Origin of the sequence: Saccharothrix australiensis, from assembly GCF_003634935.1 — a bacterium.
Taxonomy (GTDB): domain Bacteria; phylum Actinomycetota; class Actinomycetes; order Mycobacteriales; family Pseudonocardiaceae; genus Actinosynnema; species Actinosynnema australiense.
In genome coordinates this window covers 7,742,889-7,755,151 of record NZ_RBXO01000001.1, presented here as the reverse complement: position 1 = coordinate 7,755,151, position 12,263 = coordinate 7,742,889, and the positions used below count along the sequence as shown (strand labels likewise).

Genomic DNA, 12,263 nt, shown 5'->3' with positions numbered 1-12,263 from the left:
CCGAACGGGTGACTGCGTGTGACGAAATCTCACCCCTCGCGTTTCATGGTGGGTAGAGGTGGTTGGAGGTCGTCATGGCGGGCGACGGGCGGGCTCTGGTCAGGTCCATCAAGCGGCTGGTCGAGGACGACTTCCTGTGCCGGCCGGGCGTCGTCGGGGTGGACGTCGGGGAGAAGGTCGTCGGCGGGCGCGGCGCGGGGGTGCTCGGGATCGTCGTCTACGTGCGGCACAAGCGGACCTCGGCGCAGTTCACCATCCCGCCGGACGTGCTCGGCGTGCCCACGGACGTGGTCGAGGACGTGTTCCACCCGCACCACACGCTGGCCTCGTCGGGTGGGGTGAGCGGGGCCGAGCGGCACGACCTGCTGCTCGGCGGCATCGGGATGGGTCCGAGCCGGGCGGTGCGCCTCGTGCCGCCGGACGTCGCGCGCGCCGACGACTACCTGGTGGCCGGCACGCTGGGCGCGTTGGTGACACCGCGAGCCAAGCGGCGCACGATGGCGCTGACGGCGTTCCACATCGCGTGCGTGGACGACGCCTGGGCGGTCGGCGACCCGATGGTGCACCCGTCCCGGGTGGACGGTGGGCACCCGTACCGCGACCGGATCGGCGTGCTGGCGCGGGCCGCGCTGTCGGGCACGGTCGACGCGGCGGCGATCCTGCTCACCACGCCGCGGTCGCGGCCCGAGGTGGTCGGGGTGGGCGCGATCACCGGCCGGGGCGAGGCCCGCGTCGGGCAGCGGGTGCGCAAGCGGGGCCGGACGACGGCGCTCACGGAGGGCGTGGTGGCGTCCACGGACGCCGCGATCACGCTCGACTTCGGCGTGGGGCTGGGCGTGCGGACGCTGCGCGACCAGATCCGGGTGGAGGGCGCGTTCGCCGACCACGGCGACTCCGGCGCGGTGCTGCTGGACGACGACAACCGCGTGGTCGGCCTGTACTGCGGCGGGAGCGCGCGGCGCGGGTTCGCCAACCCCATCGCGAACGTCCTCGACCAGCTCGACGTGGATCTGCTGGCAGTGGAGGCATGACCGGGCAACGCCCGGGGTGAGGACGTCCGTCGGAGGGTCCGGTCCACGCACCGCGCCCCGGCGGCCGGCATCCCGCGCGGCGATCAGTCCCGGTGCACCCGCGTCGCCGACGCCTGCGCCCGCGGCTTGAGCACGATCTGGTCCAGGTTCACGTGCGACGGCCTCGTCACGGCGAACGCGATGACGTCGGCCACGTCGTCGGCCGTGAGCGGGGTCATGCCGGCGTAGACGGCCGCCGCCCGGTCCGCGTCGCCGCCGAACCGGTTGACCGAGAAGTCGGTCTCCACCATCCCCGGCAGGACCTCGGTGACGCGGACCGGCCGCCCCAGCAGCTCGCCCCGCAGCGTGCGGTGCAGCGCGGACTGGGCGTGCTTCGCCGAGGTGTAGCCCGCGCCGTTGTCGTACGCCTCGTAGGCCGCCACCGAGGTGACCGTGACGATGTGACCGTCGCCGGACGCGAGGAGCGCGGGCAGCAGGCCCTTGGTGACGCGCAGCGTGCCCAGGACGTTGGCCTCCCACATCCACCGCCAGTCGTCCTCGTCGGCCGTCGCGACCGGGTCCAGGCCCCGCGCCCCGCCCGCGTTGTTGACCAGCACGCGCGCCTCGGGGACGGCGGCGACGAGCGCCGCGACCGACTCCGGCGACGTGACGTCGAGTTCCAGCGCCGTGCCCCCGATGTCATCCGCGATAGTGTGGAGGCGGTCGAGCCGCCGGGCGCCCAGCACGACGTGGAAGCCCTCGGCGGCGAGCCGGCGGGCGGTGGCCTCACCGATGCCCGCGCTGGCCCCGGTGACGACTGCGATAGGACGGGTCACAGCGGTGATCCTAGGTGTGTGATGCGGGTCACCAGCACCGAAAGCCCCCAGTGCACGTCCTGCGTTCGGGAGGTCGAACAGTGCGCATGAAAGTCACGGCCCTGCTGCTCGGTGTGGCGTTCCTCGCCGGTTGCTCCGCGGAGGTGAAGCCCGGCGCGGCCCAGCCGGCGGCGGACGACCGGCCGCCGGTGGCGAAGTTCACGACCGCGCCCGCCGACGGCGCGACCGGGGTGCCGGTGAACGTGCCGGTCCAGGTCACCGTGGCGGAGGGCACGATCGACGAGGTCGCCGTGACCAACCCCGAGGGCAAGCCCGTCCAGGGCGCGCTCGCGCCCGACAAGAAGTCCTGGGCCAGCAGCGAGCCGCTCGGGTTCGGCAAGAGCTACGCCTACGCGGGCCGCGCGACCGGCACCGACGGCAAGAAGGTCGACCTCAAGGGCGCGTTCACCACCGTCGAGCCCGCCTCGCAGGTGCGCGCGACGCTGTTCCCCTCCGACGACCAGACGGTCGGCGTCGCGATCCCGATCATGGTCAGGTTCGAGGCCGACGTGACCGACCGCGCCGCCGCCGAGAAGGCGCTGACGGTGACCAACTCGGCCGGCGTCAAGGGCGCCTGGGCCTGGCTGAACTCCCGCGAGGTGCACTACCGGCCGGAGGCGTACTGGCCCGCGAACACCAAGGTGCACGTGGAGGCCAAGCTCTACGGCGTGCACTACGGCGGCGGCGCGTACGGCAGGGCGGACGTGACCAGCGACTTCACCATCGGGCGCAACCAGGTCGTGAAGATCGACACCCCGTCGCACCAGCTCGTGGTGCAGCGCGACGGCGCGACCGTGGCGTCCTACCCGGCGTCGTTCGGCAAGGACGCGGACCCGGAGCTGACCACCCCGAACGGCACGTTCGTGGTCATGCAGAAGGACCCGCAGTTCAGCTTCGACAACCCGCGCTACGGCTACACCAACGTGCTGAAGAAGTGGGCCGTCCGGTTCTCCAACCACGGCGAGTTCATCCACGAGAACAACGACAACGCGGGCAACATCGGCCGGAACAACACCTCGCACGGCTGCGCGAACCTGCTGGAGGCCGACGCCAAGGCGTACTACGACAGCGCCCTGGTCGGCGACCCGGTGGAGGTCACCGGTTCGATCACCACCCTGCCCGCCCAGTACGACTGGTACGACTGGCAGATCCCGTGGTCGCAGTGGCAGACGATGTCCGCGCTCTGACCGGTCGCGCGCCGCGACCACCCGTCCGGCGGGAAGCGATCGGTCCGTCCCCGCGTTGGAACGGGACGTGCTGACTTCTCTCCTCACCGACGGGGGCGTGCGGCTGATCGTCCGGGAGTCGGGGCCGGCGGGCGGCCCGGCCGCGGTGCTGGTGCACGGCTGGGCGCAGTCCGGGGAGGCGTGGACGTACGCACCCCAGGACCCGGCGCTGCGCCTGCACGCCCTCGACCTGCGCGGTCACGGCGAGTCCGACACCCCGGACGACGGCTACCGCGACTCGGCGACCTGGGCGGGCGACCTGCGGACCGTGCTGGACCACACCGGACCGGCGGTGCTGGTCGGCTGGTCCTACGGCGGCCTGGTGATCGCCGACTACCTGCGCTTCCACGGCACGTCGCGGGTGCGCGGCCTGGTGCTGGTGGACGCCATCACCGAACTGGGCCGCGACCGACCGGGTGGCGCGACGGGGCGGCTGACGCGCGAGGCGCTGCCCGACGCGCTGTCCGAGGACCCGGGTGTCGCGGTGCCCGCGATGCACCGGTTCTTCACCCAGCTCGCGCCCGGCCTGCCCGGCGGCCTGAACCAGCGCCTGCTCGGCACGGCGCTGAGGGTGTCGCCGAGGGTGCGCGAGGAGCTGTTCCGGCGCGACCTGGACAACGCCGACGTGCTGCGGGCGTTCGACCGGCCGGCGCTGGTGGTGCACGGCACGCGCGACGAGGTGGTCGACCCGTCCGCCGGCGAGTACGCGGCGGCCACCATCCCCGGCGCCGAGCTGCGCCGCTACGAGGACGTCGGCCACATGCCGTTCCTGGAGCGGCCCGAGCGGTTCGCCGCCGAGCTGGCCGCCTTCGTGACGGAGGTCTGCCGGTGAGGCGCGTCGCGGTGCTGTCCGTGCACACGTCGCCGCTGGAGCAACCCGGCACGGGCGACGCGGGCGGCATGAACGTCTACATCGTGCAGACGGCGACGCGCATGGCGCGGCGGGGCGTCGAGGTGGAGGTCTTCACCCGCGCCACGTCCTCCGAGCTGCCGCCGGTGGCCGAGCTGGCGCCGGGCGTCACGGTGCGGCACGTGGTGGCCGGCCCGTTCGAGGGCCTGGGCAAGGAGGAGCTGCCCGGTCAGCTGTGCGCGTTCACCGCGGGCGTGCTGCGCGCCGAGGCGCACCACGAGCCGGGGCACTACGACGTCATCCACTCGCACTACTGGCTGTCCGGGCAGGTGGGCTGGCTGGCGCGGGACCGCTGGGCGGTGCCGCTCGTGCACACCGCGCACACCCTGGCGAAGGTCAAGAACGCCAACCTGGCCGCCAGCGACACGCCCGAGCCCCGGCTGCGGGTGATCGGCGAGGAGCAGGTCGTGGCCGAGTCGGACCGGCTGGTCGCCAACACCGAGGTCGAGGCGAGCGAGCTGGTCGACCTGTACGCGGCGGACCCGGCGAAGGTGCTGGTCGTGCCGCCGGGGGTGGACCTCGACCGGTTCACGCCGGGCGACCGGCCGGCGGCCCGCGCCGCGCTCGGGCTGCGGCCGGACGACGTGGTGCTCGCGTTCGTGGGCCGCATCCAGCCGTTGAAGGCGCCGGACGTGCTGGTCCGGGCCGCCGCCGAGCTGCTGGCGCGCGCGCCGGGGTTGCGGGAGCGGCTGGTGGTGCTGGTCGTCGGCGGTCCGTCGGGCAGCGGGGTGAGGACGCCCGAGGAGCTGAAGCGGCTGGCCGGCGAGCTGGGCGTGGCCGACGTGGTGCGGTTCCTGCCGCCGCAGGGCGGCGCGGCGCTGGCGCGGGTGTACCGGGCGGCCGACGTGGTCGCGGTGCCGAGCCACAACGAGTCGTTCGGCCTGGTGGCGCTGGAGGCGCAGGCGTGCGGCACGCCGGTCGTGGCGGCGGCGGTCGGCGGGCTGCCGGTGGCCGTGCGGGACGGCGTGTCGGGCCTGCTGGTGGCCGGCCACGAGGCCGGCGCGTGGGCGAGGGCGCTGGGCGACGTCGCGACCAACCCCGCGTACCGGGAGGGGCTGGCGGCCAACGCGGTGGGGCACGCCCGCCGGTTCTCGTGGGACCGCACGACTGATTCACTGCTCGCGGGGTACGCCCAAGCGCGGGACGTGTTCCGCGAGGAGGTTTTCGCTTGAGCCTGGACGAGGTCATCGGGTCCGCCCTGGACGACCGGGAGCTGACCTACCGGCACGACGAGCCGGGCCGGTTCTTCGTGACGTTGCCGGGCACGAAGAAGCTCCAGACCAACTGCTGGCTGGTCATCGGCAGGCACGCCTTGGTCGTGGAGGCGTTCGTGTGCCGCAAGCCGGATGAGGCGCACGAGGACGTCTACCGGTTCCTGTTGCGGCGCAACGCCAAGCTCTACGGCGTGCACTACACGGTCGACGCGCGCGGCGACATCTACCTGGTGGGGCGGGTGGCCTTGCACGCCGTGACGCCCGACGAGCTGGACCGGGTGCTCGGGCAGGTCGTGGAAGCCGCCGACGGCGACTTCAACACGCTGCTGGAGATCGGGTTCAAGGGCGCGATCCGGCGCGAGTGGGACTGGCGCGTGTCGCGCGGCGAGTCGTTGGCGAACCTCCGGGCGTTCCAGCACCTCGTGGACTGACGACGGGGTGGACCGGGCGCGGGCCGACGCCCGCGCCGGTGTCCGAATCGTGATCGACTCCGCGCAACTGCCCGTGCGCCCCGTTCCGTCCCGGCGGTGACGGAGCACGGGAGGGGATCATGGGCGGACGGGTGGGAGCGCTGGCGGTGCTGGCGGCGCTGGTGTTGGCCGGGTGCTCGGCGGGCGGCAGCGGCGGGTCGGTCGCCGTCGCGCCTGCGGAGGGCAGGCCGGACGGCGCGGGTCGGCAGGCGCCGGGCGTCGCGCCGGAGAAGGCCGGCCCGGAGAAGCCGAACACCGGGAAGGCCGGCACCGAGCAGCCGAACACGGAGAAGGCCGGTCCCGAGCAGCAGGGGCAGGCCGCCGGTGTGGTCGCGGCGAACCGCCACCTGGTGCGCACCGCGTCGGTGGACCTGCGCGCGTCGGAGGTCGGGGCCGTGCTCGCGAAGGCCAAGGAGCTGGCCCTCGCCGAGGGCGGCTTCCCGGCGCAGGAGAACACCACGCGGGACCGCGGCACGGTGACCCTGCGGGTGCCCGCCGACCGGCTGGACGCGGTGCTCACGTCGCTGTCCGGGCTGCCGGGCGTGGAGGTGACGCGGCGCGAGGTGCGCACCGAGGACGTCACCGACCAGGTCGTCGACGTCGAGGCGCGGCTGGCGAACCAGCGGGCGAGCGTGGAACGGGTGCGCGGGCTGCTGGAGCGCGCCGCGAGCACGTCCGAGATCACCCAGGTCGAGGCGGAGCTGACCAAGCGGCAGGGCGAGCTGGAGTCGCTCCAGCGGCGTCACGACTCGCTCAAGGGACAGGTCGCCCTGTCGACGTTGACCGTGGCGGTGGGTACGCGGACCGCGCCCGTCGCGCCCGAGGAGGAGAACTTCCTGACCGCGTTGCGGGGCGGCTGGGACGCGGTGGTCGACGCCGGCGCGTGGTCGCTCGTCGTCATCGGAGGCGCGCTGCCGTTCGTCGTCGTGCTGGGAACGCCGCTGGTCGGATACCTCGCGTGGCGTCGTCGCCGCAAAAGTGCGGTTACGCTCTGACGCCTGAACGGGTGATGCTTTCCTGACGGGAAACCTACTGTGAGTGGGCTTCGTGCGGGAGCGCGGGGCGGCTTGGGAGAGAGGGGGAGTCACGAGCTCAAGCCGCCCCACGTCAGTCCCCGCTACTGGTGGATCCGGGCGGGGGGAGCCCGTGAATCCCAGCGGGCCGCGGTTCGACGGGGGGATGGCGAACCGCGGTGGTGCCGAGCGGGTCGTCGGAGTGCGTGGGAGCCGACCCGGTCGAACCCTGTCAACTTGGCAGATCGCCGGCGATCACCACAAGAGCCGGCGCTACTCCATTCGAGTGTTATTAGCTCGGTTAAGTAACGCCTCCGTGATCATCGGACGTCCTTGACCGCGATTGTGTCGTGGCTCACGATGGCGGGATCGTCGCTACCACCGAGTAGGCGAGGTGGCCGCATGGTCTTCCGCAGTCCGTACCCCGATGTCGAGTTGCCGGACGTCCCGCTGCACGAACTGCTGTTCTCCGACCTCGGCGAGCGCGCCGACCGGGTGGCGCTGGTCGACGGCCGCACGGGCGCCTCCCTCACCTACGGCCGGCTCGCCGGTGCCGTGGACCGCCTCGCCGCCGCGCTCGCCGAGCGCGGCGTCGGCAAGGGCGACGTGGTGGGCATCCTCAGCCCCAACACCCCGTACTACGCGGTCGCCTTCCACGGCATCCTCCGCGCCGGCGCGACCGCGACCACGGTCAACGCCCTCTACACGGCCGACGAGATCGCCGACCAGCTCTCGGACGCGGGCGCGAAGATGCTGTTCACCGTGTCCGCGCTGCTGCCCACCGCCGCGCCGGGCGCGGCCGGGGCCGGTGTCACCGACGTCGTGGTGCTCGACCGGGCCGACGGCTACCCGGACCTCGCCGGGCTGCTCGGCTCGACCGGGCCCGTGCCCGAGGTGGCGATCGACCCGGCCGAGGACGTGGCGGTGCTGCCGTACTCGTCGGGCACCACCGGGCGGGCCAAGGGCGTCATGCTCACCCACCGCAACCTGGTCGCGAACATCGTGCAGTGCGCGCCGCTGCTGGAGATCGGCCCGGACACCCGCATCCTGGCCGTGCTGCCGTTCTTCCACATCTACGGGATGCAGGTGCTGATGAACAACGGCCTGCGCGTGGGCGCGACGGTGGTGACCATGCCCCGGTTCGACCTGCCCGAGTTCCTGCGCGTCATGCAGGACCACCGCACCGACCGGGTCTACATCGCGCCGCCGCTGGCCGTGGCGCTGGCCAAGCACCCCTTGGTGGACCAGTACGACCTGTCCGGCGTGCGGACCGTCTTCTCCGGCGCCGCGCCGCTGGACGTCGACCTGGCGGCGGCCGTGGCGCGCCGCCTCGGCTGCCGCGTCTCGCAGGGCTACGGCATGACCGAGATGAGCCCGGTCAGCCACGCGATCCCGGACGGCCGCGACGACATCCCGGTCGGCACCGTCGGCGTGATCGCGCCGAACGTGGAGTGCCGGTTCGTGGACCCGGCGACCGGCGAGGACGTGGGCGTGGGCGAGCGGGGCGAGCTGTGGTGCCGCGGCCCGAACGTCATGAAGGGCTACCTGAACAACCCGGACGCGACCGCGGCGACGCTCGACGCCGAGGGCTGGCTGCGCACCGGCGACGTGGCCGTGATCGACGACCGCGGGCTGGTGACCATCGTGGACCGGGTCAAGGAGCTGATCAAGTACAAGGGCTACCAGGTGCCGCCCGCCGAGCTGGAGGCGCTGCTGCTGACCCATCCGGGCATCGCCGACGCGGCGGTGGTGGGCGTGCGCGACGAGGAGGGCGAGGAGGTGCCCAAGGCGTTCGTGGTCGGGCAGCCGGGCGGGTCGCTCGACGCCGAGGCGGTGATGGCGTTCGTGGCGGAACGCGTGGCGCCGCACAAGAAGGTGCGCGTGGTGGAGTTCATCGACGCGATCCCGAAGTCGGCGGCTGGCAAGATCCTCCGGAAGGACCTGCGGGCGCGGGAGGCGCGGTGACGGGCTGACGCGGGCGGTGACGGGCTGACGCGGGCGGTGACTTGCTGACGCGGGCGGTGGCGGGGCGCCGGTCGGGCGCCCGATCCGGTCGTCGAGCGCCGCCTGTCACCTGGAAGTGTGGATCTCCGGGTTTCGGATCGCGGGGTTCGGCGGGTGCCGCCAGCATCGTCCGTTGTTCCTGCACATCCACGTTCGGAGATCACATGCGCACCCTCGGCAAGCTCGTCCTGCTCACGACCACCGCCCTGGTCCTCACCGCACCGACCGCCCTCGCCGCTCCGCCCGGCAACCTCGGGAACGTGGGCGCCGGCAGCCCGGTCGAGGGGCTGGGCAAGGTGCTGAACGTCGTGAAGCCCCTGACCAACGGGCTGGGCCTGGGCGGGTTGCTCGGCGGCAAGTAGTCGACGCCCCGGAGGGCCCCCGGCGGGGTGCCGGGGGCCCTCCGCCGTCCGGGGCCCGACCGCCGGGACCACCGGTGACGTGCAGGTCGGCCCGGTGCCGCGGCTGCGCCCGGCGCACCACCGTCTGGCAGGCTTGCGGGCATGGCTGTCGGAACCCTGGTGCTGCTCCGCCACGGCGAGAGCGTCTGGAACGCGGAGAACCTGTTCACCGGCTGGGTGGACGTACCCCTGTCGGAGAAGGGCGTGCGGGAGGCGCGGCGCGGCGGCGTGCTGCTGCGCGAGGCGGGCATCCTCCCCGAGGTGGTGCACACCTCGTTGCTGCGCCGCGCGATCACCACCGCCAACCTCGCGCTGGACGCGGCCGACCGCCACTGGATCCCGGTCCGCCGCGACTGGCGGCTCAACGAGCGGCACTACGGCGCGTTGCAGGGCAAGAACAAGAAGCAGACGCTGGAGGAGTTCGGCGAGGAGCAGTTCATGCTCTGGCGGCGCTCCTACGACACCCCGCCGCCGCCCATCGAGCCGGGCGCGGAGCACAGCCAGGACGCCGACCCGCGCTACGCGGACCTCGGCCCGGAGCTGCCGCTCACCGAGTGCCTGCTGGACGTGGTGAAGCGGATGGTCCCGTACTGGGAGTCGGCGATCGTGCCCGACCTGCGCGCGGGCCGGACGGTGCTGGTGGCGGCGCACGGCAACTCGCTCCGGGCGCTGGTGAAGCACCTCGACGGCATCTCGGACGAGGCCATCGCCGGCCTGAACATCCCCACCGGCATCCCCCTCCGCTACGACCTGGACGAGTCGCTGAAGCCGCTCGAACCCGGCGGCACGTACCTCGACCCGGACGCGGCGGCGGACGCGATCAAGGCCGTGGCGAACCAGGGCAGGTAGCGGCCCGAGCGCGGCGGGACGGCGGCACGTGGTCGCCGTCCCGCCCGCGCCGCCACCCGGCCACCGCCCGCACCACCCGCCCCGCCGTCCGCGCGGGAGGCCGCCTGCCGCCCGCCCGCCGACCGCCCGCCCGCCGACCACCCGCGCGACCGCCGGCGGGCCGTGCGCGCGACCGCCGGCCCAGCACCCGCGCGACCGCCGGCCGACCGTGCGCCGATCGCCGGCACGTCGCCCGTCCGACACCTGGAAGAGGTCCCGGCGGCACCTGTCCGAACACAACCCGTCCTCGTTGGACACGATTGGGTGAACTGAACCCGTCCGCCGGGAAAACATCGGTGCCCGACGGTGTCGCCGGTGTCACGAACCAGGCGTGCGGGCTAGGCCGCACCCCGCCTGAGCTGCTTACGATGCCCCCGTGACCGCAACGGGTTACCTCGTCCTGTCGATCGGCGCTCTGCTGATCGGCGGCGCGGCGTTCCTGGTCGGCCGGGTGACCGCGCGCACCCGCTCGGATCGCCCCGCCGGCCTCACCGTCGCCGACCTCATGGCCCTCGTCGTCCAGTCCTCCCACGACGGGATCGTCGTCCTCAACGTCTTCGGGGACGTCGTCCTGCACAACCCGCGCGCCGAGGAGCTCGGCGTCGTGCGCAACAACCGCGTCGACGACCGGGCGCGCCGCGCCGCCGAGCTGGCCAGGCAGACCGGCGAGGTGGTCAACGTGGACCTGTCCTCGCTGGAGGTCAAGGGCCGCCAGCCGGAGGCGGTGCACGCCCAGGTCAAGGTGATCACCGACGGCTTCGTGGTGGTCGACGCCTCGGACGAGTCCGAGGCGGTCCGCCTGGAGGCCACCCGCCGCGACTTCGTCGCCAACGTCAGCCACGAGCTGAAGACCCCGGTGGGCGCGCTCGCGCTGCTCGCCGAGGCCGTCCTGGACGCCGCCGACGACCAGGAGGAGGTGCGCCGGTTCAGCGCCAAGATCATGCAGGAGGCCACCCGCCTGGGCACCCTGGTCACCGAGCTGATCGCGCTGTCCCGCCTCCAGGGCGCGGAGAAGCTGCCCGAGCTGAGCCGGGTCGAGGTGGACGTCGTGATCAGCGAGGCGATGAGCCGCTCCAAGCTCGCCGCCGAGTCCGCCGGCATCGAGATCGCCACCGACGAGCCCAGCGGCCTGGAGGTCGAGGGCGACCGGACGCTGCTGGTCACCGCGCTGAGCAACCTGCTGGACAACGCGGTCGCCTACTCGCCGCCCGGCAGCCCCGTGTCGGTCAGCCGCCGCCGCGTCGCGGGGTTCGTCGAGATCGCGGTCACCGACCGCGGCATCGGCATCGCCGAGGACCAGCAGACCCGCGTGTTCGAGCGCTTCTACCGCGTGGACCGGGCCCGCTCGCGCGCCACCGGCGGCACCGGCCTCGGCCTCGCGATCGTCAAGCACGTCGCCGCCAACCACGGCGGCGAGGTGAAGCTGTGGAGCCTGCCCGGCACGGGCTCCACGTTCACCCTGCGCATCCCGGAGCACCCCGACCGGGAAGAGCGCACCGTCGACCTACCCAAGCCGGAACTCACGATCCCTGTGCCGACCAGCGCGGGCAAACCCGGAGGAGAGCTGTGACCAGGGTGCTCATCGTGGAGGACGAGGAGTCCTTCGCCGATCCGCTCGCCTTCCTGCTGCGCAAGGAGGGCTTCACCGCGGCGCTCGCGGCCACCGGCCAGGAGGCGCTGGAGGAGTTCGACCGCAACGGCGCGGACATCGTGCTGCTCGACCTCATGCTGCCCGGCATGAGCGGCACGGACGTGTGCAAGCAGCTCCGCCAGCGCTCCGCCGTCCCAGTGATCATGGTCACTGCGCGGGACAGCGAGATCGACAAGGTCGTCGGCCTGGAACTGGGCGCGGACGACTACGTCACCAAGCCGTACTCGGCCCGCGAGCTGATCGCCCGCATCCGCGCGGTGCTGCGCCGCGGTGGCGAGTCCGAGGAGCTGTTGCCGCAGGTCCTGGAGGCGGGGCCGGTCCGGATGGACGTCGAGCGGCACGTCGTGACGGTCGACGGCGGCGAGGTCAGCCTGCCGCTGAAGGAGTTCGACCTGCTGGAGTACCTGCTGCGCAACGTCGGTCGCGTGCTCACGCGCGGGCAGCTCATCGACCGGGTGTGGGGCGCGGACTACGTCGGCGACACGAAGACGCTGGACGTGCACGTCAAACGCCTGCGGTCGAAGATCGAGCCCGATCCGTCGGCCCCGCGCCACCTGGTGACGGTGCGCGGACTGGGCTACAAGTTCGAGTCCTGATCCAC

12 protein-coding genes are annotated in these 12,263 nt (G+C 73.2%); 11 read left to right on the top strand and 1 reads right to left on the bottom strand.

Features of this window, described 5'->3' with window-relative positions; translation table 11 throughout:
- The first annotated feature begins 62 nt into the window (after positions 1-62).
- The gene (locus tag C8E97_RS33260) at positions 63-1,031 is read left to right on the top strand and encodes a S1 family peptidase (protein WP_246019307.1); all 969 of its coding nucleotides are present in this window, start codon (positions 63-65) and stop codon (positions 1,029-1,031) included.
- A gap of 83 nt (positions 1,032-1,114) precedes the next feature.
- Here the strand turns inward: C8E97_RS33260 and C8E97_RS33255 are convergent, their stop codons facing one another.
- Positions 1,115-1,846 carry an SDR family NAD(P)-dependent oxidoreductase gene (locus C8E97_RS33255; protein ID WP_121010312.1) on the bottom strand — a complete coding sequence of 244 codons (732 nt, stop codon included), beginning with the start codon at positions 1,844-1,846 and terminating at the stop codon, positions 1,115-1,117.
- Between the two features lie 86 nt (positions 1,847-1,932).
- On the opposite strand from C8E97_RS33255, the gene C8E97_RS33250 reads away from it, so the two are divergent.
- The 10 genes from C8E97_RS33250 to C8E97_RS33205 all read left to right on the top strand — a co-directional run bounded on the left by C8E97_RS33250 (position 1,933) and on the right by C8E97_RS33205 (position 12,258).
- Positions 1,933-3,072 carry a L,D-transpeptidase gene (locus C8E97_RS33250; RefSeq protein ID WP_170212184.1) on the top strand — a complete coding sequence of 380 codons (1,140 nt, stop codon included), beginning with the start codon at positions 1,933-1,935 and terminating at the stop codon, positions 3,070-3,072.
- 67 nt (positions 3,073-3,139) lie between these two features.
- The gene (locus tag C8E97_RS33245; protein ID WP_121012890.1) at positions 3,140-3,943 is read left to right on the top strand and encodes an alpha/beta fold hydrolase; all 804 of its coding nucleotides are present in this window, start codon (positions 3,140-3,142) and stop codon (positions 3,941-3,943) included.
- Complete coding sequence (gene mshA, locus C8E97_RS33240) at positions 3,940-5,193, top strand: D-inositol-3-phosphate glycosyltransferase (protein WP_425470645.1); 1,254 nt, start codon at positions 3,940-3,942, stop codon at positions 5,191-5,193. Before C8E97_RS33245 ends, mshA begins: the two co-directional genes overlap by 4 nt.
- Positions 5,190-5,666 (top strand): type III secretion system chaperone family protein, encoded by a 477-nt coding sequence (locus C8E97_RS33235; RefSeq protein WP_121010293.1) that lies wholly within the window; start codon positions 5,190-5,192, stop codon positions 5,664-5,666. The genes mshA and C8E97_RS33235 overlap by 4 nt, the downstream gene beginning before the upstream one ends.
- Before the next feature lie 119 nt (positions 5,667-5,785).
- Positions 5,786-6,700, top strand: coding sequence for a DUF4349 domain-containing protein (locus C8E97_RS33230; protein ID WP_121010290.1), 915 nt, complete (start codon positions 5,786-5,788; stop codon positions 6,698-6,700).
- Between the two features lie 420 nt (positions 6,701-7,120).
- Positions 7,121-8,683 carry a 4-coumarate--CoA ligase family protein gene (locus C8E97_RS33225; protein ID WP_121010287.1) on the top strand — a complete coding sequence of 521 codons (1,563 nt, stop codon included), beginning with the start codon at positions 7,121-7,123 and terminating at the stop codon, positions 8,681-8,683.
- A 203-nt stretch (positions 8,684-8,886) separates the two neighbouring features.
- The gene (locus tag C8E97_RS33220; RefSeq protein WP_121010284.1) at positions 8,887-9,084 is read left to right on the top strand and encodes a hypothetical protein; all 198 of its coding nucleotides are present in this window, start codon (positions 8,887-8,889) and stop codon (positions 9,082-9,084) included.
- A 141-nt stretch (positions 9,085-9,225) separates the two neighbouring features.
- Positions 9,226-9,972: a phosphoglyceromutase gene (locus C8E97_RS33215; RefSeq protein WP_121010281.1), complete on the top strand. Its 747-nt coding sequence runs from the start codon at positions 9,226-9,228 to the stop codon at positions 9,970-9,972.
- A gap of 415 nt (positions 9,973-10,387) precedes the next feature.
- Positions 10,388-11,581 carry a sensor histidine kinase gene (locus C8E97_RS33210; RefSeq protein WP_121010278.1) on the top strand — a complete coding sequence of 398 codons (1,194 nt, stop codon included), beginning with the start codon at positions 10,388-10,390 and terminating at the stop codon, positions 11,579-11,581.
- On the top strand, positions 11,578-12,258 hold the full coding sequence (locus C8E97_RS33205; protein WP_121010275.1) for a response regulator transcription factor: 681 nt from the start codon (positions 11,578-11,580) through the stop codon (positions 12,256-12,258). The genes C8E97_RS33210 and C8E97_RS33205 overlap by 4 nt, the downstream gene beginning before the upstream one ends.
- Positions 12,259-12,263: the final 5 nt, after the last annotated feature.

Bases quoted from the DNA above. Each gene is read 5' to 3' on its own strand.
- C8E97_RS33220 (WP_121010284.1), top strand. From the start codon at position 8,887: ATGCGCACCCTCGGCAAGCTCGTCCTGCTCACGACCACCGCCCTGGTC.
- C8E97_RS33230 (WP_121010290.1), top strand. From the start codon at position 5,786: ATGGGCGGACGGGTGGGAGCGCTGGCGGTGCTGGCGGCGCTGGTGTTG.
- C8E97_RS33215 (WP_121010281.1), top strand. From the start codon at position 9,226: ATGGCTGTCGGAACCCTGGTGCTGCTCCGCCACGGCGAGAGCGTCTGG.
- C8E97_RS33250 (WP_170212184.1), top strand. From the start codon at position 1,933: ATGAAAGTCACGGCCCTGCTGCTCGGTGTGGCGTTCCTCGCCGGTTGC.
- C8E97_RS33225 (WP_121010287.1), top strand. From the start codon at position 7,121: ATGGTCTTCCGCAGTCCGTACCCCGATGTCGAGTTGCCGGACGTCCCG.